Here is a 23,061-nt window from a genome sequence, read left to right on the forward strand (position 1 = left end):
TTGCATAAGTTTCAATTGTAATTAATCCATTTAGCCGCTTAACTATAACTGCATCATTCTCCTTTACTTTACGTAGTCAAATTTAGCGGTTGTTATAATAATACTATACACCATTTTTATCCATCTATTTAATCTTTAATAATACAATAGTAATGCAAGTTTGTTTTACTAACTCACACTCTATACTATTTAACTCCAGTAACTTTCTTTTCATAAATTTTCAATTTTTTCTCCTGTTGAATGCTCACTCTCTCACACCAACAACTGTTTTGTTACACACAAAAAGGGACGTTCCGCACTCATTCATGGGACGTCCTTTCACATTACAGAAAATACGAGGAAGACGAAGACTCATCTTCGTCACCAATTTGCCACATCTTGCTATTAACGAACACTTAAAAAGATCATTTATTGTTAAAGATACACTATGGGCCTACCTATTATCTCTGAGTATTTATTAATATAATGAGTATTAAAAAAATAATAATGAATTATACAATACAATCAGAAATAACAACAATTATATAATATAAGAGATTAATAGCATATATATCGAAATATATATTATTATTTTTCGAATAAATTAATATTCCTATAGCCAGCTAACTTGGATAGATCAACTTAAATTGATTACAAGGTTTAAAATCCTTCGTAAATACAAAAGTCTCGTAAATATTTTTCGAAACTTTTCTTGACCTATTATAAATCCTAGCTATTACTGGGATTAGTGCTTTTTTGAAACTTTTCAATCTAAATACAATACTTTCCACAACAGTCCGTTGAGTCGGATAGTTGGGAAGGGAAGGAATCTTTGGACGGTTCCCTTGTCCAATACGAACTGTACGACTAGTTAAACGTCATAACTCCAAATCAAGATCGGTTAACTTTAAGTTTGATAGTTCATCCACCCTCAAACCAGAGGGTTAAAGGGTGGAATATTTACAACATAAAAAACCATCCAGACTGGATGGCACTTTCGTACAGAGTTCATGTTATTTGAACCGGCTACACTTAACTGGACAATAAAATTAAGGTCAAGTAGACCAACCACCCAATTTGGGCATACTGCAAGATAGTCATAAGAAATCCATGCCAGAAACTTTATGTGGAGAGGCGGGTATGCTAGCCTTGTCGGCGGGCCAGGTCTGTTTAATAGCTGGCTTCCTAGGCGGGAAAGCATGCCCGTAGAGGCTCCATGTCAAGTTTCGGTATTATCCCACTATTTTGGTAGTCTACGACATCTTTATTCAGTTAAGGAGAGACTTAGAAATGAGAGAAAGAAGAACCTATACTTCAGAATTTAAATCTCAAATGGTCAAGTTATATGAAAGTGGTAAATCAAGAAGAGATATTATTAATGAATATGATTTAACGCCTTCGGCATTAGACAAATGGGTTAAACAAAGCCAAACATCTGGTTCATTTCAGGAGAAAGAAAATAGAACACCAGAAGATACAGAGTTAATCAAACTCCGAAAAGAAAACCAACGTTTACTGATGGAAAATGATATTTTAAAGCAAGCTGCGCTGATACTAGGACGAAAGTAAATGTGATCAAACATAATCGGCACAAATACTCGATATCAGCAATGTGCGACGTCCTTCAACTTTCAAGAAGCACCTATTATTATGAAGCAAAAGAACAATCTAAAGCAGAGGATGAACTTACGGTAACCATAATAGATATATTTCATAAAAGCCGTCAGAACTATGGAACCCGTAAAATTAAACATGAATTAAAAAAGCTTGGTATAATCGCATCCAGGCGACGAATCGGCAGAATTATGAAAGAAAATGGGCTTGTATCTAAATATACAGTTGCACAGTTTAAACCACATGTAGTAGATAAGTGTAATGAATCAAAAGTAGAAAATGTACTGAAAAGAGAATTTGTTCAACAAAAGGAATTAAAAGTTGTAGTAAGTGATTTAACATATGTAAGAGTCGGAGATCGATGGCATTACATATGTTTATTTGTCGATCTTTATAATCGGGAGATAGTAGGAAATAGCGTCGGCCCAAATAAAGATGCACAATTAGTCTATCGGGCTTTATCAACTATTAAAGCAAATTTAAATAAAATTAAGTTGTTTCATACAGATCGAGGAAATGAATTTAAAAACAAGATAATTGATGAAGCACTCGACACTTTTAAAATTAAGCGGTCATTAAGCATGAAGGGATGTCCGTATGATAATGCGGTAGCTGAAGCTACATTCAAGATTATCAAGACAGAGTTTGTAAAAGGGATGTATTTCGAAACTTTAGAACAGTTAAAATTAGAATTGGTTGATTATGTTCATTGGTTCAATTACATAAGAATTCACGGGACACTTGGATATTTAAGCCCAATTGATTATAAAAAAGAGCACCTTAAAAAAATTGTCTAGTTTAGTGTTGACATACCAATAATAATCAACAAAAATATGAGGTGTATGAATTAGTAATACTTTTTTGGTCTTGTAAATAACCGAGGAGGAAAAACTGGAGTAAATATTCTTGAGGAGCTTTGCATTTTAACTGAGGAGCAGCCACCACCTCATTTAAACTCTTACGGAAGTAAGAATCCCTCCAAAGTGGAAGGCTCGAAGGAGCTTTTCCTCCCTTGCTGTTACTTGAGGAGGAGACTTCCAGAACAAGCTGGAGGAGTGGAAATCAAATGAGAATACAATCTGGAATACAGTTTAGAGCTTGCTTCTGTGGGACAAAGAGAAAAATATATGAGCTGGCTTATTAGCTCAACTCATAAGGACAACTTCTTTATTCATTTTAGACTAACTAATAACTGCAACCGCAATGACCAAACTTTACAATTGGTAAACCACACGAGTTGCAAATTAACTTTTTTGCCTCTTGTACTGCCCTTCCTCTCTCTTGTTCTCTTCTTTGTTCTTCCTCAAGTCTTTTTTTCTTGTGCTCTTCTTGAAGAACAGCAACCACCTTCTCAGCTTTCTGACGTGTCATGAAGAAATGAACCCCATAGGTTCTCTTAAATCCCTTTGCTGGATAATAAAGACTCTCAGAAGTAATCATTGCTTCTTTTGGGTTTAAAAAGCGAGTAACTTTTCCTTCATATACATAGTTATTTTCTATGATGAAAACTGGTTGACCAACTTTAAAATCAGTTAACAATTAACTCACCTTCCAGTAATTCACTATACTAATAGAATTAGAATATCACTAAATTATGGAATGGACTAGGTAGAATTACATAAAAACATTTGGCTTTTGAGAGGGAGCTCCAGAGGTGGACTCTTGGGGGTAACTAAGAAAATTTTCTTCTATTATTATAGTTTCTGCAAATGGCACTATCCGTGTGTGAAACACCCCCCTCCCCTCAGATTTTTGACAACCTTTATAACAAGAGCCGCCATTATTTGTTAGCTGAGGAGGACAACTCAATACAGTTCTCTTTAATAAGCAAAAATAAAAATTTTTTTTGAGTTCTCTTATGAGCTGGGTCTCTTGCTCTCTCCCTTGGTCTCTCCGTTACCCCAGTGTTTACCTTTGAGCTGGTGTCTTATGGTTCTCCTCCAGTAATAGCTCCAGAGCTGGCTCTCTTATGCACTCTCTTTTGAGCTGGCTTATTATTCCCCACGCTGTTGCAAGACCAGAGAAAGCCTCCAGAGCTTTCTCCATTAGAGGACTCCAAAGGTTAGTACGAGGGGTTGATAAATCAAATAACCGAGGAAAAGAGAGGTGTCAGAATAAGAGAGCTGCCTCGTTATTTACTGAGGAAGCCAACCCCAAGAGGTACAACTCAGCTACTAACAAAAAGAAAAGAGCCAACTCTTATGAGCCAGCTCCTTCTCGTTCTCGTATTTTTCTGTATAGTGTAGCAACACTTACTCCAGTCATTTCAGCTATTTCTTTAGTGCTGTACTCCTTGGAGTCATAAAGCTTTAATGCTCGCTTAACCTTGAGCTGGCTCTTCTTGGGTCTTCCTCCATTCTTTCCTCTGGCTCTTGCACTCTCAAGCCCAGCTTTAATCCGTTCACTAATTATGTCTCTTTCCATTTCAGCAAGGACAGCAAGCATTTTAAACATTGCTTTTCCAATGGCTGTTGAGGTGTCAATGCTATCCCTCAAGCTCACCAGCTCCACTCCTCTATCCTCCAGCTCCTCAGCTATCTCAAGCATATGCTTTGTACTTCTGGCAATTCTATCGAGCTTGTAGACTATAAGAGTGTCTCCTTTGCGTAAAACTTTGAATAACTCCATGAGCTGGGGTCTGTCTGCCACGGTTCCGCTCATTTTTTCTTGGAACACCTTCTCAGCTCCAGCTTGTGTGAGAGCGTCAATTTGCAAATCAAGAGACTGCTCTTTAGTGCTTACCCTTGCATAGCCAAATTTCATAAGTGCTCCTCCTCGGTTATTCTTTTTGAGGAAACCTTATCAAAAAGGGGTAATAGAGTCAATAATGATAATTTGATTATAATAAAGAGTTTTGAGAAAGAAAATTTCTTGAAGTTATGCTCTGGAGGTAGCTTCTCGTTTGCTCTATCAATAACGAACGTTTATGAGAAAGCTTATGAGCCATTTCATTAAATGCTCTTGGTGTCTTGGGTTGTTCTTTACTGAGAAGGCACTTTAAAGGAGGTCTCATGAGGGCTCTCAGAGGGTCTCTTAACCATGAGAAGGCTTTGCTTTGGCGGCTTATGAAGAGGTTAGAGAGGTGCTTTAGAGCGGTCTCCAAAGACAAAAAAGAGGAGCTTTCAATTAAATTAGCTCCCTAAATCCGTGAAATATATAGCATTGTCGCTGAGCTGCCTACTCAATTGTTATTTTATAAAAATATAGAGCTGGTTAGTTTTAACTCAAAAGTGACCGTATCGAGGGGAGTGTAAGAGTGTTTTGAGCTACCTCAAGAGGTAAACCCAAGAGTCCAACTCAAAAACTCTCCCTCCTCACTAACCCATTAACAAGTTAAATCTTATTAGCTGAGCTCCAGCTCAAGGGAACAACTCAAGAGCATAAATCTAATTAGACAGCTCTATCTTATTTTTTATGTTATTCGATTAAAGTAGCTTATTTAGACAGCTCTTTTTTTCAATTGGTCTTGTCTATTTTACTAACTATTTTAGTTTCCAGAACAAGCCCAGCTCCAGAGCTTAACCTCACTAAGAGTACCTTCCAAACCCATTCTCAGACCCCTTCCTGTTCGATTTCCCACCTACCTCATAGAACGGGCAAAGAGGACAATAGACAGCTCTAAGGGAGTCCAAGCAATTTTTAGTTTCCCATTTGGTGAGATTCTTATTTCATAAGAGCTAAGGAGGTGGTGATAATCTATTCTCAATAATTCTTGACTCATGAGGTGGCGTAGAAAGTTTAATAAATAAAATCCTCATACAAGTCAGATTGAATTACCTTGTCTTGATTTAATCCGTATTTAGTAACCATTTCAGTCACCTTATCTACTACCTCTTGAGAGCTCCTTGGAGAGACATAAATTTTGTCAATCAGTTTATCAAGCTCACAAGAAACCAGAGTTCCCGTCTTATGTGAAAACTTATAAGACTGCTCTTCAAGCTCTTCCATTTTTTCCTCCCACGCTGAATAATGAATACCTTGTCTTTCAAAAACCTTCTCCAAATACCATTCATCAATCCTACTCGCAATAATCATTAACCTGAGCTCGTTCTCGTGGGAAAATGACTTCCTTTTATAAAACAAGGTGTCGTAAATGTTTCTGCTTGTCATTTCCATTTTAAAGTCAATATATTGTAATCTACCAGAAAACACTCTGTATCTTAAATCTGTAATGGAATTATATAGATTATTATAATTCGTTTTAATAGCTACTCCATCTTTTCCACCAAGATATAAGTCCCACATAGCAGCTGACTCAAACTTGTTGATATGCCAGCAACAAATAGCGGAAAACCCTTGAACCTTCTTCATGTATTCTCTTGATGTGATAAAAGGGAGTTCCCCCTCAGCCTCATATTGCTCAATATCCCAGTGTGAATAGCTTCCCTCAAGATTGTCTTCAAAAGCACTAGGTTTAGCAAAGAACAAAGCTTCGTTTTTTAACAATGATTCAAGCTTATCTAAACCCATGTACTTCCAAACAGTAGGATTATCTTTAACTTTATAATGCTCGCTGTAATCATATACAGACTCAAACTCCATAGCGTGAAAATAAGCTTTTCCTTTATTGTCAACACCGGTTTATTTTTCCCCATTTACAACGGTCAAAAATTCCCCAATTTCAGCGTTCAACCTTAAATAGGTTGAACGCCTGCCCGTTGTTTTTCTCTTAATCTATATGATTGTCCTTTAATATTAAACGTTGTAGAGTGATGCAATAAACGGTCGAGGACAGCAGTTGCTAAAACGTCATCTCCAAATATCTTTCCCCATTCAACGTAGGATTTATTGGATGTAATAATGACCGATCCATGCTCATATCTTTTGAAATGATCTGAAACAATAAATTTGCACTAAGGTCATCAAATGGAAAGTATCCCATTTCATCAATAATTAAAACATCGGGCTTTGATAATTTATTTACCAAGCGACAAGTAGTTCCTCGCTGCTCTGCCTTTTTACATGACAGAATAAAATCATCGCATCTTGTATAATAGGCTGTATTTCCTTGTTCTAGTGCTTCTATTGTTAAACCGATTGCTAGATGAGTCTTTCCAACACCTGGAGGGCCCAAGAGTAATATATTCTCGCCATTTTGTATGAAGCGGCAAGTCATTGCTTCTTTAATTCTACGTTCGCTTATACTTGATTGAAACTCAAAATCAAAATCCTCAATTTTTTTATAGAATGGCAGTTTTGATTTTTTTAGCCTTCTATCTAGATTTTTCCTTTCTTTATTTTCAATTTCTTGTAATAACACCGTGTTAAGAAAGTCAGAATATGATACATTATTCTTAGAGGCATCTTCCAAAATGCCTTCTATTAAATTTGAGGTTATATCAAAACCTACACTTTTAAGACGTTCAGTTAAAAGGTCAGTGTTCATTCATATTCACCAGCCTTTGACTGTTCTTCATAAACCAGAAGGGAACGCTGTTCCACTTTTGGACCAGAGAGAGGATTGTGACCGGTCGCCAAACCTTTAGTTGTCACTTTCGTCTCTTCTTTTTCGTTCTCTTTATAATGTTTAAGTTGTGCAATTGATTGGGTAATCCCTTTGATTATCGGATGTGTGGCAATGCAATCAAGTTCGTAGTAAACCTCAATATGATGCTCTAAGGTCTCTTTAATTTTTACTTCTGATCCTTTATATCGGAAGGGGACAGAATAAAGTTTGTTATCGTAAGAGATAAATCCCTGTGGGTCAACTGTTGTAGTTGTCCACTTATTCATAGGGAATAAAGGTCGTTGGTTCCAATTTAGTAATTTCTCTTGCTCCACTTCAAAACGATCAAAGGGGGCTTCTTTAGTAGTTTGATTTGGTTTTTTATTAGCTATTTTATTCAGCCATTCTAGTAGACTCTCATTCATCTTTATCAAGGAAGGCTCCAATTTCCGCTGCATAAAGTTCTTCTTCATATATCCGACTGCACTTTCCACTTTACCTTTAGATTGAGGTCGTGCTGGTTTACAAGCTTTTGGAACAATACCATAGTAAGCTAAAAATTCCTCAAATTTGCGATTAAACCGAATTTCTGTTGGACTATGTTTTATCACTACAGTTTTCATATTATCGTAAAGAATCTGAGAAGGAACACCATTAAAATACGAGAAAGCATTCATGTGACACTTCATCAGTTGTTCCATATTCATAGAGGTTGTGATCTCCATGTATTTCATTCTCGAATACCCAAGAACAATGACAAAAACATAAAGTTTTTTCCTCTTACCATCGACCTCATGCTCTCCGAGTTCGCCCCAATCCATTTGAGCTTGCTTACCTGGAGGAGTTTCAAAACGAATACTTGATTGTTTATTTGGTTTTGCCCGGTAGGGGCTTATAAACTCCCTTAGGATAGTGATTTGACCATCATAGCCCATTGCTTGAATCTCTTCTAACAAAACAACACAATTTGTTGTTCCTTCTTTCAATCGCTTTAACAAATAATCTTTGTATGCATCTAATTTACTTACCTTACTTTTTTTACTCCCCGATCTTTTAGGAAGCTGATTTTGATTTATGTACTTCCTAATAGTTTTTCTATCAAACCCGGTTTCTTCTGCAATTGCAGTTTGAGTCCATCCTTTCTGGTGTAACTCTCTAATCATAAAAAATTCCCCATCCTTTAACATATTGCCTCTCCACTCAAAAAGATTTTTGATGTATCGAGACAATTATCCGTTATTTTTGGGGAATTTTTAACCGTTTATATTGGGGATTTTAACACCGTTTTTTACATTATACTGTAAATCCATTTTTACCTCTCTCCCCTATTCATTTAATCTTTAGTTAAAGGTAGGGTCCCCATTGTCTTTTAATGACTTAACCGTATTAATTTCACTTTCTAATCGAGTTAAATATGCTTTGGCTTTATTCAACATATTCTCATTACGAAAGGTTGCCCAGCCATTCTTTTTCTTAGCGAGAACGTCTGTTATTTCTTCATTTAATTCTTTGAATTCTTTTTTTTCTTCAATTTCCCCTACCGCCAACCCTACCAAACTTCTAAACATTTCTTTTTCTCTTTGTCTAGAATAATTAAAATCATAAATCAAAGCTTTTGAAAACTCTCTATAAAAATTAAATAAAGTGATTAAGTCAACATTTTCCACTTGCTCAAGAAACTTATATACTTCTGGGTCAGCCTGCTCAACAAGGTATTGCTCTTGTGCGTATTCGTCCTCTGAAAGGTTTGGCTTTTGACTTTCGAGTTCATCTCTTTTTTGCTTTGCTTTTTCCATCTCCCCAATGTATTTTTCCAACTCCAACTTTAAGCGAACCAATGCTGGTAGCTGATTAATTGTTTTATTGTATTTTTCTTTTGCCAAATCAAGTTTTAACTGCTTTTGAATTTGCGAGTTGGCAATGATATAAGCAACCAGAGCACTTAAAACCCCTCCAGTGTAGTTTCCCCAGAAAGAAAGCCACTCGTCACCGTCTCCATACGTCCAAGGTGTACTAAACTGGAAAATAGTAAAATTCAAAACTACTGGAGCAAGTAAAAATGCTACAACAGTAATCCAAAAACGTTTGCTTTTTATGTTAATCAAGAAACTTCCCCCTAAATGTTTTTATTCCGTAATTATAACCCAAAAAGACAAATTCTGACTATTATTCACTATTTTCGACCTACAACAATTTACCTTTGTTTACTCTTCTATTTGTTCTTATATTAATAAAAAAGCTCTCCATAAAGGAAAGCTTACTTAAAGACGTTCTTAAGTGGACTGAAAACATTATGCTGACGCTTAATGTCCAAGTTAGTCATTTGAATGTATTTTCTAGTCATACTCATATCAGAGTGACCAAGAATTTTCTGTAAGCTGAAAGGGTCTCCTCCATTCATGATATAGAGTAATGCTCCAGTATGACGCATAACATGAGGACGGACAGCTTTCTTTATCCTTGCCGCCTCAGCCACCTCATGGAGTCTTGTCCTCCAAGTGTTTGAAATCATTCCTCTACCGTCATAAGTTAAGAAAAGAAGGTCTTCTCCAAAGTCCTCAGACTCATTCATGTACTCCTTGAGTAGTTTCATGGTCTTACTAGAGAGTGGTACTTCACGAGCTTTTCTAGTTTTCGTATTCATTGCCTCCAGCTTAATTACTCCAGCCTTAAAGTCAACATTGCTGCGTTTCATTGCGAGGAGCTCAGAAATACGAACCATTGAGTCAAGTAGAACCATGACCATTACTTTATCTCTGAAACCAACATAAGTTGACTCATCAAAAGCATTTAACAGAGTCTTTATTTCCGCAACAGTTAAAGCCTCAATAGTGTCTTCCGCTGTTTTCATTGGTTTAAACTTCTCATGAATTGGAGTTTCAATGAGCTCCTCAAGATAGCACCAGCGTAAGAAAGCTCTCATTGTTCTTATACGAATATTAACCGTTGTGGGTTGTAATCCCTTCTCATTTAACATGAAATCAACCCACTCAAGAAACACCTCAAGTGTCATTTCCTCGCTTGATAAGTCTCCCTCAAGATAGTCAAGTAACCATTGAAAATGAATCTTATACTCTTCAATAGTCCGAGGAGCTAGACCCTCAGATTGTTTAAACCACATGAACCGCTCGAACATTTCTGACATAGTGAACGTCTCAGTTACCTTTCTGACTGGGCTAACTCTTCCGTGTTTTCTGACACCTTTACGCATACAAAAAAACCTCCAAATATAGTTATTTGAAGGCTCTGAACACACACAGTTTCGACTTCTCAGTTTCACACAGACTCGTTCAAAATGAGCAAAAGACTGTGGAGGTAAGAAATTATGTAAATGATTGAAAATCTTATTTTGGCGGGACTGCGTGGGAATCGAACCCACCAGACCTGGCACGCAGGTCTCAAGCAGTTTTGAAGACTGTGGAGGACACCAGTACCCCATTCAGCCCCATATGTCTGTATATAAAAACTAAGGTATTCATAGTCATTAAACATACTTTTTACCTTTTAAAAAAAATCACTTTCTTGATATCATATTACAATGGAAAATAGTATTAATCAATAACTTTGACCCAATTGTCATTTTTTCGACAAGCAATTTCAATTCCCTTATGACAATTTTACTATTGGATTAAAGCCAAACTTGTGACGAATTCTTGTCATCCGCCCCAGAAAAAGACTATAATAGATAATAATATCGTTATTGTAGGTGAATAGCATGCTTCAAGGTTGGTTTCTATGGTTTATCCTTTTTTGGGTAGTCTTTTTAATAGGTTCCTTTTCAATTGGCGGCTTCTTTATGTTCCGAAAGTTTCTGAAAAAGATGCCAAAGGAAGATGGCAAATCCGTCATGGATTGGGAAGAACATTATGTAAATGAATCCCTTCACCTCTGGGGACCTGAAGAAAAGGCCCTGCTCAATGATCTTGTCAGTCCCGTGCCGGAACTATTCCGTGATGTAGCAAAACATAAAATTGCAGGAAAAATTGGTGAGCTGGCTGTAAAAGAAAATGCCTCCAAAATAACAGAAGAACTCGTTATTCGCGGCTATATTCAAGCTACTCCAAAACGGGATCATAAGTTTCTACGTAAAAAACTCTTTCAAAATCAAATAGATGTTACTCCTTATGAACATCTATTTTAACCGCCCTAACAAGGCGGTTTTTTTCTCTTTTACATATAAAAACACTGACCCCCCGGAGGAATCAGTGTTGATCATTTACATCATTTCAATTACTATTATGAAGTTCGCGGTAGAGTTTCATATAAGAACGGTACATTGCCACACGCCAAGGCACAATCATGCTGAAAGCCAACAGGAAGAACATTCCGCTTAACTGTCCGATATCAATCGTAGTACTCAAAATTGCTTTTAGAATCAGCCGAAGAATTAACAACCCGACAAGGATGTAGATAAAGGCTTTCGACCGTTTTAAATAAATATCATGATCTCGAATTTCAAATTTTGACGTTTTAATCAGTAAAATCGAAAACAGCATGCCAACAATAATTGCCTCACCAATTTCCATTGGCGTTAAGCGAAACTCCGGTACCACATACATTAATGCCCCAGTCGACATAAAGAATGGCGGCAGGATAATTTTTTTTGCATTGGTCGGTTTCTTTGCAGCTTTCATCCGAACAAACAGAGCAAGAGAGCCCATAATAACAGCTCCGATTGAAGAAACAACTACGTAATTCATTGGATTCATTCATCCCTTATCTTTATCTAATTATTTACTCAATCATTATATATCAAATGATGAATTTTGAGAAAAAATAATCACTGTTTTTACCTTTAAAATATTTAAAAGTTCAAGGAAATCCATGCAATAGATGGAAAGATCCAAATAACTTCCAAACTAGGAAATTCTTAAAAACCAGTAAAGCCGCCAAACATTCCTTGAAAAAGGATAATAATTTTCGTCATCCAGTCAAAGAAAAGGACAATTCCCATGACGATCATGATATAACCGCCAATTTTCATTATCTTTCCGCTGTGCTTCTTGATCCACTTCAACCGGCCGACGAAGAACGATAGGATTAAAAATGGAATTGCAAAGCCTAGAGAATAGGCAATCATATATAACACGCCTGAACCAGGATTGGATGCAGCTAAGAGAATGACGGATGAAAGGATCGGTCCTGTACAAGGCGTCCACCCAGCAGCAAATGCCATCCCAATTAATACGGATCCTATATAACCTGATGGCCTGTTTTTGAATTCAAAGCGGCGATCCCTCATCATAAATTCCGGTTTAAACACACCGACAATCATTAAGCCAAATAAAACAATAAAGATTCCGCCCAACTGACGAATCAGATCTTTATAGGATAAGAAGAAGCTGCCAAGAAATGAGGTTCCAAAACCAATCGCGATAAATATAATCGAAAAACCTAACAAGAAAAATAAGGTATGCAGCAAGCTTCGTTTTTGCAGCATGGCATTTTCATCTTTTAGTTCTCCCACGGACATTCCTGTTATGTATGAAAGAAAGGCTGGGTAAAGCGGCAAACAACAAGGAGAAATAAAGCTTAAAAAGCCGGCCCCTAATGCGATAAATATATTTACATCAGACATATATTAACACTCCCACTATAGTCGATACCTCTTCATTCTAACAAATATGCTCTCCAAAAGATAATGGTTAACGTGAATATTTTGTGTCTCGGTGTTAACACGTCAAAAAAAAGTAACTTTTTCAAATAGAAATAAATAAATTGGATTTTTTCTTACAAATCTCTTTGAAGTAATTTACAATATAGGTTATACTAGTAAAACAATGCCCTTTTTAATGGCTATAGACTCTACTTTTTTACTAAAAAATTTTAGGAGTTACTCCGGAAAGGACTTCGGCCGTGCTGAAACAAGATCTTATTACTATGATAGAAACAAAGCGAGCTGAATTAATTCAAGTCGCCACGACAAACGGCTTGACATCCTCCGTTGCAATTCGTTACAGCCAGGAACTTGATAAACTATTAAACGAATATAATAAAATATATATTAAAAAAGTTCCAACAACTGCAATATAAAGGAAAGCCTGGCATTCATGCCAGGCCTTTTTCTATTAATTCACTGCATCCTCCAACCGCTCTAACGCTCCGTTTTGCAACAGGAACATCTTATGATAGAGTCCGCCCAGGGCAAGCAGTTCTTGATGCGTGCCCCGCTCAACAATCTCCCCTTGGTGCAAGACCAGAATTAAATCGGCATCTTGGATCGTTGACAACCGATGTGCAATGGCGATCGTTGTTCGACCTTTTCGCATCTTTGCTAACGCAGTTTGGATCATTTCTTCCGTTTCGGTATCAATATTGGCCGTCGCTTCATCAAGGACCAATATTTTCGGATTAGCGGCGATCGTCCGTGCGAAGGCAATCAATTGCCGCTGACCGCTTGAAAAAGTAGATCCCCTTTCAACCACCTTATGCTGATAGCCATCTTCTAATCTTTCAATAAACGGATGGGCTTGCACAAACTTCGCTGCCTCTTCAATTTGTTCATCTGATAGACCATGATTATGAAGGCGGATATTATCTTTTACCGTTCCAAAAAATAGGAACGGATCCTGGAGAACAAGACCCATTTTATTCCGTAACTCGGCTTTTGTGTAAGCACGAATCGATTCCCCGTCGATTAAGATCTCCCCACGTTCAAACTCATAAAAACGCATCATCAAATTAATAATTGAGCTCTTTCCGCTGCCTGTATGCCCTACAAGTGCAACCGTTTCACCAGGATGGGCTGTAAAGCTGATATTTTTTAACACATCTCTTTCACCGTCATAGGAGAAGCTGACATTTTTAAACTCAATCCTCCCTTCCTCAATCGACGTGCTCTTTTTCAGCTGTTGGGCAGGGGCGAGTTCCTCTTCGTCTAATAATTTAAAGACGCGCGAGCCAGCAACGATGGCCTGCTGGTATAACGAAAGCCTCATCATCATTTGATTGATCGGTTCAAAGAAACGGTCTAAATAATTGATAAACGCATAGATTACACCGATTTCTATACTTTGCTCGAAGGAAGTGATTCCAAAGTAGCTTAAGACAAGAATCAGGGCAAAGATATAGATAAGGTCAATCGCGGGTCTTAACAGTAAGCCATCAATCTTAATATTTTTCATTCCAGCATTATAGTGCTGCTCATTGATGTCACCAAATTCTTGGCGGAGGCGTTTTTCTTGGCGAAAAACTTGAATGATCGACATTCCTGAAAGCGATTCGGCCAACTTTGCATTTAATTGACTCAATCTCTCCCGCATATCGAGGTAAAAACGGGAGCTCATTTTTCTGTATAAATTCATGACAAACAATAAGATCGGCAAAATAATCACACATAACAAGGCAAGCTTTACATTTAAGAAAAACATCGCAATAAAGATACCTGTCAGTAAGAATCCACTTTGAATAAAAGTAGCGATCACCGTTACAAACATATCCTTGATCGCTTCCGTATCATTGGTGACCCTTGAGACAATACTCCCTGCCGGTGTTTTATCAAAATATCTTAGCCCAAGTGACTGTACTTTGGAAAAGACATCAATCCGAAGCTGTTGGATTATATAGAGAGCAATCTCTTGAAATTTAACTAACTGAAAGAACATGAGAATAGCTTTAACAACTTGAATTCCCATATAAACGGACCCAAGAATCAATAAAGGCTGAAACTTAAACTTTCCTGGTGTTAAATAATCATCAATAAAGACTTTCACAATTAACGGAAGAACTATATCGCCAATGGTGGTAAGCAACAGCAGGACAAAGGCGAAGGTAATGATTTTTTTGTGCGGCTTTGTATAGGAAAGAAGACGGTATAAGACCTTTCGTTGTTCACGTTCTGACAATTGTGTTTTCTCATCCATATTAACGTCCCCCATGTTCGACCAGCTCTTCTAACTGCTGGTGTAAATACATTTCCTTATACCATCCGTCTTGTTGCATTAGGTCTTCATGCTTCCCTCTCTCCACGATTTTTCCATCATCAAGAACTAGAATAAGATTGGCATGCTGAATTGCACTTAACCGATGCGAGGTAATCATTGTCGTCTTCCCTTCCCGATTTTGTCGTAAGGAAGAAAGGATGGCTTCCTCTGTTTTCGCATCGACCGCGGACAACGAATCGTCCAGCACCAATAGCTCCGGATTCATCAGCAGGGCGCGGGCAATTGAAATCCGTTGTTTTTGTCCGCCTGATAAAGAGACACCCCGTTCCCCGACAACCGTTTGATAGCCATCGGTAAATTGAAGAATGTCTTCATGAATATTCGCTAGTTTTGCTGCCTTTTCGATCTCTTCCCTTGAAATATTCGGGTTTGTAAAAGCAATATTCTCGGCAACGGTCGCAGAAAACAGAAAATGATCCTGGGGAACATAGCCAATGGCTTCCCGAAGTTTTTCGAGCTTATACGTCTGAAGCGTTTTCCCGCCAAACAGAATATCACCCTGATAGCCCTCAAATTCACGGATGAGAAGCTTGAGCAGCGTTGTTTTTCCAGCACCCGTTTTCCCGACAATTCCGAGTGTCTCACCTTTCTTTAGTGAAAAGAAGATGTCTTTTAAAATCGGGTTTGTGTCGCCAGGATAGGTAAATTCATTTATCATGTAATCAATATCACCGATTGGCATCACGTCTAACGCATCTTGATCATCTGTAATTTCTACCTTTTCTCTTAAGAGCGCAGCGACACGGTCATAGGAAGCACGACCTCGTTCCACGATATTAAACAGCCAGCCAAATGCCAGCATCGGCCAAATTAGAAGACCTAGATAGGTAGTAAACGAGATTAAATCACCGATCGTTAACTCCCCATTAAGAACATATTTTGCCCCAAAAGCAATTGATAGAAAAAAGGAGATACCAACAATGATGGAGATGGTAGGGTCATAGAGAGAATCGATTTTGGCTACGACAATATTTTTTTGCACGACATCTTCTGATTGTTTGCGGAAATCCTCAATATCCTCTTGCTCTTGGCCGAATGTCTTAATCACTTTAATTCCGGTGATGCTTTCTTGTGTTTTATCATTTAAAGAGGAAAAGGCTTCTTGTGCTTTATGAAAACTTTTATGCAGCATCGTGCCAAACCAACTGGTCAGCAGCGCCATAAACGGCATCGGAATTAAACATATTAACGTCAGTTTCCAGCTGATGGTAAAGGCCATGGCAAGAATTACAAAGCCGCCGGTAGAAAGTGAATCGACAAGGGTTAACACTCCTGAGCCGGCCGTTTGCTGAATTGCGGATAGGTCATTGGTTGCGTGGGCCATAAGGTCCCCAATCCGGCTTTTTTGGTAGAAGGAAGGGGACATCTTCGTAAAATGGCTATATAAGCGATCACGGAGGATCCTGCTAAGCTTGACGGATGAGCCAAAGATCATAATCCGCCAATAATATCGTAGAACATACATCGTTAGTCCCACTGCAATTAGTACTACGACCCATTTCACCAGCATGACGGTTGTGATCGTTCCTTCATGAATCTGGTCGGCGATGATTCCAATTACTTTAGGAGGAATTAACTGCAGGACAGCCACAAATAATAAAATGAACATCCCTGATAGATACGCTTTTTTCTCTTGTTTAAAAAACCAGCCTAACTCTAAAAATACTTTCAACTAAACACCCCCAAAATACATAACGAGCCCTTTGTTATATGGTTATTTCTTCGAACACCGAGGTACCTATTTTATCAAATTTTTACAAAATAATAAATACTTTGAAATCAACCACTAGCGCTAAAAAAAAGCACCCACATCAATATGAGTACTTGTCCGTTTGAATTTCGATTCGCATCATGGCATTTATCCCTAGTGCCAACGTCGATTTATACTTATTTTGTTAAATATAAAAATAAATTAGGTTATTCCTGGATTGTATGCTACAATGGGTCTACCATTTGATTTACTTTTTTACATGTGCCCTGCTCATTCGTGAGCAGGGCTCCTTGTTTTTTTTAAAAAAAATAAATAAAAAAAACAGACTCTGTAAAGAGTCTGTTTTCATTTACTTTTAATTAAGCTTTACGAACGTTAGCTGCTTGAGCTCCACGTTGGCCTTGCTCAACGTCAAAAGTAACTGCTTGACCTTCGTCTAAAGATTTGAAACCTTCGCCTTGGATTGCTGAGAAATGAACGAATACGTCTTCTCCGCCTTCACGCTCGATGAATCCGAAACCTTTTTCTGCATTAAACCATTTTACTTTACCGTTTTCCATTTTGTTTCCTCCTGCTGTGTGCTTTGCACACAATGTGTTACTATCCTTGCACTCAGTGATCATCAAGACGAAAAGTTTAATCTTATACTATCCTTTACACCGAACAAAAATAATTCTTCTTTATAATAACATAGTTTATAAAAGTATGCAAGGCTTCCAATATGTGTATCTGAAATCTTTTTACGACAGTAATTTTTAGGCAAGGATTTTTCGCCTTTGACTTCATAAAAAAACCACCTTCCCGGTGTTTTCATCAGAAAAAGTGGTTTTTGGATTAAAATATGAAGGGGTAAGTAATAAAATGATAAAGAATAACCATTAGACTCCCGATCTTCCTAATTACTTACATCCAGTGATGAACCCTTATGGATAAGGATTTTACATGAGTGCTTGTCCGATTTATTTAGATTGCTGCTTGTTCATTGCTGCCATCATTTGGTTGATCTTCTTTTGCGAAGGTTTCATTCCCATTTGCATCATCATCATTTTTAACATTTGTTCATTGATTGGCGGATTTTTCTTTAAATAGCTCATCATATATCGGCGAGCAATGAAAAATCCTAGTGCTACACCAGCTGCTAATGCTAGTATACCAACTAGAAAAATTAACATTAAATTTCCTCCTTCATGTTGTCTATCATACAGTGTACTAAATTAATCGGAAGAAAACAATATTTCTCATTTTAATTAGACAAATTTTCTTTCTTTAATTGGTTTTAGCCAGCCAACGCGCTCATGTTCAAGATCAATCGCTAAGAAGGAAGATTCACATTTTCTAAGTACTTCAAAAAAGGCAGTCTCCGCTTCATAGGTACCTTCTGCTTCCACGGTGATTAATTCTTGAAAGACTTCTAACCTTGCCGTGCTTAGTTTTCCGCTTAAGAAAATCGTATATGCACCATGATCCGCTTTAAAACCCTTCATTTTTCCGAGCTGTTTTTGGAGCAGATTGTGGATTTTTAGAACCTCGACCCGTTTCGTAATATATGAAATTTGTTTTTGTGTAATAAATTTAAGTTCGCCGTCAGATGTTTGATGTTCTTGAAAAAGCTGAAAAAATATACGCTCTCGTCCGAAGTAATGGGCGGCAAATTCATCTTCTATTAAGTAAAGCTGATATTTTCTCACCACTGTTCTCTCCTTCGTTGAAACCCTTTTTTCTATTATAAAAAAGCATGAACAAAACGTTTGTCTTACGGCGGCAAAAACTTTCACTACTTTTGTCGATTATCATGTTACAAACTACTATTTCGGTAGAATTTATGAATTTTCCTCTAAAAAATGCCATTGTTCAAAATATTGTAATAACTATTTCTACTATATATACCCGTAAAAAAGGGCATTGGCTCCTTTCAGTGTGTAATTGGTCCAAAAATAGTAATTTATGGACCATAATTTCTATATTTATGGCTAATTTTAATCATAGGTTGAAAATCCTAGCATATTTGCAAAAAAAAAGAGAACGGAATCTCCGTTCTCCTTCTAATTTATCTGATTTATTTTTGTAAAAGAGCCTTAACACGTGCAACAACATGATTAACGTTAAAGCCGTATTCTTCCATAATTTTTTCACCTGGTGCTGATGCTCCAAATTGGTCAATTGCCAAGACATCGCCTTCGTCACCTGTATATTTGTGCCAGCCGAGTGAAGCACCCATTTCAATCCCAAGACGCTTTTTCACACTTCTTGGAAGAACAGAATCTTTATATTCTTGAGATTGTTGTTCAAAACGATCCCATGAAGGCATGCTGACAACCGAAACATGAACACCTTCACCTGCAAGGACTTTTTGTGCTTCAACCGCTAGACTTACTTCAGAGCCAGTTGCCAAAATTAAAGCATCTGCCGTTTCTTTTTCAGCAGGAGAAACGACATACGCACCCTTTGAAACTCCTTCATATGCATTTGTATCTGTACCTTTTAATGTAGGTAAATCTTGACGAGTCAAGATAAGTGCCGTTGGTTTATTAGTTGATTCAACCGCAAGCTTCCAAGCTGCTGCTGTTTCATTGCCGTCTGCCGGACGGATGATGGATAGGCCTGGCATTGCGCGCAGTGCTGCAAGCTGCTCAACAGGTTCGTGTGTTGGGCCGTCTTCCCCAACAGCGATACTATCATGCGTAAATACATAGGTAACAGGTAGTCCCATTATCGAAGCTAAACGAATCGCTGGACGAAGGTAATCAGAGAATACGAAGAATGTACCGCCAAATACTTTTACTCCACCGTGAAGGGCAATACCATTCATCGCTGCGCCCATGGCAAATTCACGAACGCCGAACCAGAAATTACGGCCTTCATAACTGCCTGGCATATAATCGGCTGAACCTTTGATCATTGTTTTATTTGAACCAGCAAGGTCTGCTGAACCGCCAATGAAGATTGGTAGATTTTTAGCAATACCATTTAGGGCTTCACCAGAAGAGGCACGGCTTGCTAGACTCTTACCTTCTTGGTAGACAGGGATATCCTTGTCCCAGCCTTCAGGAAGTTCATTGTTTAACGCTTGTTCAAGCTGAGCAGCTAATTCTGGATATTCATTTTTATATTGTGCGAACGTGTCGTTCCATTCTTTTTCCTTTTTCTCACCGTTTTCACCAATGAGTTTTTGGAAGTTGTCGTACACTTCTTGCGGAACATGGAAATCTTGTTCAAAAGTCCACTTATACGCTTCTTTTGTAAGCTTTAACTCGCTCTCACCTAGTGGAGCACCGTGCACACCTGAAGTACCGGCACGGTTTGGCGAGCCATATCCGATAACGGTTCTAACTTCAATCATTGTAGGACGGTCAAGGTCGTTTCTTGCTTCTTCAAGTGCTTTGGCGATTTCTTCAAGATTATTGCCGTCTTCAACACGTAGGTATTGCCAGCCATAAGCTTCAAAACGGCCTTTTACACTTTCAGAGAAAGACTTGTTTAGCTCTCCATCAAGAGAAATATCATTAGAATCATATAGAACGACTAAACGGCCTAGTTTTAAATGTCCTGCAAGTGAAGCTGCTTCTGCAGAAACACCCTCCATAAGGTCTCCATCACCACAAACACTGTATGTAAAATGGTTCACAATTTCATAGTTGTCTTTATTATAAACACTAGCAACATGGCGTTCTGCCATAGCCATTCCGACAGCCATTGCAATCCCTTGTCCAAGTGGTCCTGTAGTTGCTTCTACGCCTTCTGTGTGGCGATACTCAGGGTGCCCTGGTGTCTTACTGCCCCACTGACGGAATTGTTTCATGTCTTCCATACTTAAATTATAGCCGGATAAGTGGAGCATGCTGTATAACAATGCAGAACCATGGCCTGCAGATAAGACGAAACGATCACGGTTGAACCAGTGAGGATTCTTTGGATTATGGTTCATGAATCTTGTCCATAATGTATAAGTCATCGGAGCAGCACCCATTGGCATACCGGGATGCCCTGAGTTTGCTTTCTCAATCGCATCGATCGATAGCGTACGAATAGATGTTACAGATAAATCATCAATAGTATTAAACATGAATTACATCCTTTCTTGAACACGGATAATAAATACATCCCTTATATTATCTTGCATTGTCTATTAATTCAACTAATAAACAATAATAAGAATGAAAATTTGCCCATTATTTTTATTTTTGACTCCATTTAGATAAAGGTAAATTATCGTAAAATAAAAATACCCCGCCTTTCATTGGCGAGGTAAGAAAATGCAGAAGAGTTGTACCCTTCCTATATGGTTAATGAAGTGGCCGGTTCTTTCTAGCCTTTAATTTTTCAGGTGTTACATCATTACCTTCAGGATCAATAAATTTTGTATTCGTTAAAGTATCGAGCATATTTGCCCGGAAAGTAGCCAAGTATTCACTTCTTAATTTGGATTGTTCTTTTGCTTCTAGCTCTGTTAACCCTGACGATTTTGCTTTTCTGGCCAGTTCATTAATGCGAGCCATTTTTTCTTTTGAAAGCATTCTCACCCATCCTTTCTATCAAATAAAGACACTTGATTTTACTAAAAAAAACCCTTTATGACAAGTAAAGGGCTACTGTTTCTGTGATTCTATATATTCCTGGTATCTTCGATGTACGGTTGCTTTTGAAACATTATACCCAAATCCTCTAAGGGTGGCGGCGATTTCAGCAAACGTCAGTTCATTGTCCCGCAGTCGGATAATTTGTTCAATTGGAACGTCGATTTTCTCCCTGCCGGAGGATTGACCAAGATTTTTTAAGTTTTTTTCCGGCTTATATCCTTGGACTACAGCTCGTTTCATGCCTCGTTTTATTTTTACATTATGCAGCTTACGCTGATATTCTTCTACAATGCTGACTATTTTTAATACCATAGAATCTGATTCAGACAGTTGTAATTCACCATTATGAGAAATACTATAAAGTTGAATTCCTTCTTTTATAATACAGTGCAGGAGAGCAATTTTAGCATTCCCTCTTCCAAGTCGTGTTTCATCCTGAATTAACAATGCCTGAACCTGTGGTTCCTTTATTCGCTCCAATACCTCTAGAATTCCATCTCTTTCAAAATCATAACCACTTGCTTGTTCTTTGATGATGGAATCAATTTCGAATCCACAATGGTTCGCTAGCTGGATTAATTCTTCTTCCTGGCGTTTTAAAGATGTTTCCTGTGTTTCTTTATTGGTACTGACACGACAGTATATAATGGCTTTCATTCTATTTCCTTTCTATTCCTTTGGTGCACTTGCAAGTTGTGTTGGATTGGAAGATTCGTTTTTACTTACCGGAATTACAATTTCTTCACCAGGATAGATTTGATCCTTGATATTTTCATTATGTTTTTTGACCCAGCTTACGAATTCCTTGTGTGATAGAGAATGCTGACCCTCAAATTGATCAGAAATCTTCCATAGTGTATCTCCTTCAGAAATAGTTACTTTTACATATTGTTCATCAGAATGATGGTTTAATAATAAGACGAAAGCTAATGTGCAGCTTAAAAGAATAAGAGTAATAGCATACGAGTATTGGTTCCATAATTTTTTCATGTTTCGCACCTCTTATAAGAATATATGTTCTCTTTTGAATTGATTTCATTATAATCCGAACATTTGTTTGCTGTCAACCATTTTCTCGAACTTATGTTTGTATAGCAGGATACAACATGCTATAATAAAGACAACATTAACCAGGCGAGGTGCATTTTATCATGGTAAAGATATCAAAACGACAGCAAGATATCCTGGAATTTATCAAGGACGAGGTCAAAAGTAAGGGGTATCCACCTTCTGTTAGGGAAATCGGTGAAGCAGTGGGACTTGCATCCAGTTCTACGGTTCACGGTCACCTTGCACGCTTAGAGAGTAAAGGCCTAATTAGAAGAGACCCTACTAAACCAAGAGCGATCGAAATACTAGATGCGGATGAAGCGGCACAGATTCCTAGAAATAAAGTGGTCAATGTTCCTGTAGTCGGTAAGGTAACGGCAGGTATGCCGATCACAGCAATCGAGAATGTCGAAGAATATTTTCCACTTCCTGAAAGCCTGGCTCCTGCAGATGAGCAGGTGTTTATGCTAGAAATCATGGGTGAAAGTATGATAGAGGCAGGCATTCTTGATGGAGATTATGTAATTGTCAAGCAGCAGCAGACTGCAAATAATGGGGAAATTGTCGTCGCGATGACTGAGGATGATGAAGCAACCTGTAAGAGATTCTTTAAGGAGAAAGATTACATTCGCTTGCAGCCGGAAAATTCTTCGATGGATCCGATCATTTTACGAAATGTTTCAATATTAGGGAAAGTGATTGGGGTTTATCGTCATATTCATTAAAACCAAGAGAGCTGAT

The 23,061-nt window shown here is 37.8% G+C and carries 22 protein-coding genes, 1 tRNA gene and 1 pseudogene; 4 read left to right on the top strand and 20 right to left on the bottom strand.

All coding sequences use genetic code 11. The features are described 5' to 3' along the window. Positions 1–1,269: 1,269 nt before the first annotated feature. A protein-coding gene (locus tag ACZ9EE_RS06960; RefSeq protein WP_476025925.1) for an IS3 family transposase occupies positions 1,270–2,390 on the top strand; the annotation gives its coding sequence in 2 pieces (ribosomal slippage) (positions 1,270–1,513 and positions 1,513–2,390; 1,122 coding nt in all). Between the two features lie 388 nt (positions 2,391–2,778). Here the strand turns inward: ACZ9EE_RS06960 and ACZ9EE_RS06965 are convergent. The 9 genes and pseudogenes from ACZ9EE_RS06965 to ACZ9EE_RS07005 form a co-directional block, all read right to left on the bottom strand. Continuing rightward, positions 2,779–3,132: a hypothetical protein gene (locus tag ACZ9EE_RS06965; RefSeq protein ID WP_476025926.1), complete on the bottom strand. Its 354-nt coding sequence runs from the start codon at positions 3,130–3,132 to the stop codon at positions 2,779–2,781. Between the two features lie 369 nt (positions 3,133–3,501). Beyond that, on the bottom strand, positions 3,502–3,639 hold the full coding sequence (locus ACZ9EE_RS06970; protein WP_476025927.1) for a hypothetical protein: 138 nt from the start codon (positions 3,637–3,639) through the stop codon (positions 3,502–3,504). Positions 3,640–3,792: 153 nt separating this feature from the next. Beyond that, entirely contained in the window at positions 3,793–4,356 is a 564-nt protein-coding gene (locus ACZ9EE_RS06975) for a recombinase family protein (protein ID WP_476025928.1), read from the bottom strand. Positions 4,357–5,331: 975 nt separating this feature from the next. Then, complete coding sequence (locus ACZ9EE_RS06980; RefSeq protein ID WP_476025929.1) at positions 5,332–6,135, bottom strand: DUF2971 domain-containing protein; 804 nt, start codon at positions 6,133–6,135, stop codon at positions 5,332–5,334. 92 nt (positions 6,136–6,227) lie between these two features. Then, a pseudogene (istB, locus tag ACZ9EE_RS06985) lies at positions 6,228–6,979 on the bottom strand (IS21-like element helper ATPase IstB). Next, the gene (gene istA, locus ACZ9EE_RS06990) at positions 6,976–8,226 is read right to left on the bottom strand and encodes an IS21 family transposase (protein ID WP_476025930.1); all 1,251 of its coding nucleotides are present in this window, start codon (positions 8,224–8,226) and stop codon (positions 6,976–6,978) included. Before istA ends, istB begins: the two are co-directional and overlap by 4 nt. A gap of 153 nt (positions 8,227–8,379) precedes the next feature. Further along, the gene (locus ACZ9EE_RS06995) at positions 8,380–9,144 is read right to left on the bottom strand and encodes a hypothetical protein (protein ID WP_476025931.1); all 765 of its coding nucleotides are present in this window, start codon (positions 9,142–9,144) and stop codon (positions 8,380–8,382) included. A 152-nt stretch (positions 9,145–9,296) separates the two neighbouring features. After that, positions 9,297–10,250: a tyrosine-type recombinase/integrase gene (locus tag ACZ9EE_RS07000; RefSeq protein WP_476025932.1), complete on the bottom strand. Its 954-nt coding sequence runs from the start codon at positions 10,248–10,250 to the stop codon at positions 9,297–9,299. A 139-nt stretch (positions 10,251–10,389) separates the two neighbouring features. Continuing rightward, positions 10,390–10,486: transfer RNA gene (locus ACZ9EE_RS07005), tRNA-Sec, on the bottom strand. A 268-nt stretch (positions 10,487–10,754) separates the two neighbouring features. On the opposite strand from ACZ9EE_RS07005, the gene ACZ9EE_RS07010 reads away from it, so the two are divergent. Further along, the gene (locus ACZ9EE_RS07010; RefSeq protein ID WP_215040895.1) at positions 10,755–11,180 is read left to right on the top strand and encodes a DUF2621 domain-containing protein; all 426 of its coding nucleotides are present in this window, start codon (positions 10,755–10,757) and stop codon (positions 11,178–11,180) included. 85 nt (positions 11,181–11,265) lie between these two features. Here ACZ9EE_RS07010 and ACZ9EE_RS07015 read toward each other — a convergent pair whose 3' ends face one another. Both ACZ9EE_RS07015 and ACZ9EE_RS07020 read right to left on the bottom strand, forming a co-directional pair. After that, on the bottom strand, positions 11,266–11,739 hold the full coding sequence (locus tag ACZ9EE_RS07015) for a CcdC family protein (protein ID WP_476025933.1): 474 nt from the start codon (positions 11,737–11,739) through the stop codon (positions 11,266–11,268). A 170-nt stretch (positions 11,740–11,909) separates the two neighbouring features. Beyond that, complete coding sequence (locus tag ACZ9EE_RS07020) at positions 11,910–12,617, bottom strand: cytochrome c biogenesis CcdA family protein (RefSeq protein ID WP_335499775.1); 708 nt, start codon at positions 12,615–12,617, stop codon at positions 11,910–11,912. 302 nt (positions 12,618–12,919) lie between these two features. Here ACZ9EE_RS07020 and ACZ9EE_RS07025 point away from each other — a divergent pair, with 302 nt between their 5' ends. Further along, positions 12,920–13,072, top strand: coding sequence for an aspartyl-phosphate phosphatase Spo0E family protein (locus tag ACZ9EE_RS07025; protein ID WP_335500119.1), 153 nt, complete (start codon positions 12,920–12,922; stop codon positions 13,070–13,072). Between the two features lie 35 nt (positions 13,073–13,107). On the opposite strand, the gene ACZ9EE_RS07030 is transcribed toward ACZ9EE_RS07025, so the two are convergent. The 9 genes from ACZ9EE_RS07030 to yneA all read right to left on the bottom strand — a co-directional run bounded on the left by ACZ9EE_RS07030 (position 13,108) and on the right by yneA (position 22,260). Then, positions 13,108–14,901: an ABC transporter ATP-binding protein gene (locus ACZ9EE_RS07030; RefSeq protein ID WP_476025934.1), complete on the bottom strand. Its 1,794-nt coding sequence runs from the start codon at positions 14,899–14,901 to the stop codon at positions 13,108–13,110. A gap of 1 nt (position 14,902) precedes the next feature. Continuing rightward, a complete protein-coding gene (locus tag ACZ9EE_RS07035) occupies positions 14,903–16,654 on the bottom strand; it encodes an ABC transporter transmembrane domain-containing protein (protein ID WP_476025935.1) in 1,752 nt (583 codons plus the stop codon). A gap of 398 nt (positions 16,655–17,052) precedes the next feature. Further along, positions 17,053–17,253, bottom strand: a complete 201-nt coding sequence (locus ACZ9EE_RS07040; protein ID WP_098532719.1) for a cold-shock protein — start codon at positions 17,251–17,253, stop codon at positions 17,053–17,055. 399 nt (positions 17,254–17,652) lie between these two features. Then, positions 17,653–17,865, bottom strand: a complete 213-nt coding sequence (locus ACZ9EE_RS07045) for a YneF family protein (RefSeq protein ID WP_476025936.1) — start codon at positions 17,863–17,865, stop codon at positions 17,653–17,655. A gap of 75 nt (positions 17,866–17,940) precedes the next feature. After that, on the bottom strand, positions 17,941–18,381 hold the full coding sequence (sirA, locus tag ACZ9EE_RS07050) for a sporulation inhibitor of replication protein SirA (protein WP_476025937.1): 441 nt from the start codon (positions 18,379–18,381) through the stop codon (positions 17,941–17,943). A gap of 368 nt (positions 18,382–18,749) precedes the next feature. Continuing rightward, the gene (gene tkt, locus ACZ9EE_RS07055) at positions 18,750–20,756 is read right to left on the bottom strand and encodes a transketolase (protein WP_476025938.1); all 2,007 of its coding nucleotides are present in this window, start codon (positions 20,754–20,756) and stop codon (positions 18,750–18,752) included. 220 nt (positions 20,757–20,976) lie between these two features. Beyond that, complete coding sequence (locus ACZ9EE_RS07060) at positions 20,977–21,207, bottom strand: DUF896 domain-containing protein (protein WP_098528585.1); 231 nt, start codon at positions 21,205–21,207, stop codon at positions 20,977–20,979. A gap of 72 nt (positions 21,208–21,279) precedes the next feature. Then, on the bottom strand, positions 21,280–21,927 hold the full coding sequence (locus tag ACZ9EE_RS07065; RefSeq protein WP_476025939.1) for a YneB family resolvase-like protein: 648 nt from the start codon (positions 21,925–21,927) through the stop codon (positions 21,280–21,282). Between the two features lie 12 nt (positions 21,928–21,939). Next, complete coding sequence (yneA, locus tag ACZ9EE_RS07070) at positions 21,940–22,260, bottom strand: cell division suppressor protein YneA (RefSeq protein WP_476025940.1); 321 nt, start codon at positions 22,258–22,260, stop codon at positions 21,940–21,942. A gap of 161 nt (positions 22,261–22,421) precedes the next feature. On the opposite strand from yneA, the gene lexA reads away from it, so the two are divergent. Next, positions 22,422–23,045 carry a transcriptional repressor LexA gene (gene lexA, locus ACZ9EE_RS07075; protein WP_476025941.1) on the top strand — a complete coding sequence of 208 codons (624 nt, stop codon included), beginning with the start codon at positions 22,422–22,424 and terminating at the stop codon, positions 23,043–23,045. Positions 23,046–23,061: the final 16 nt, after the last annotated feature.

Source organism: Bacillus sp. URHA0034, from assembly GCF_056280405.1.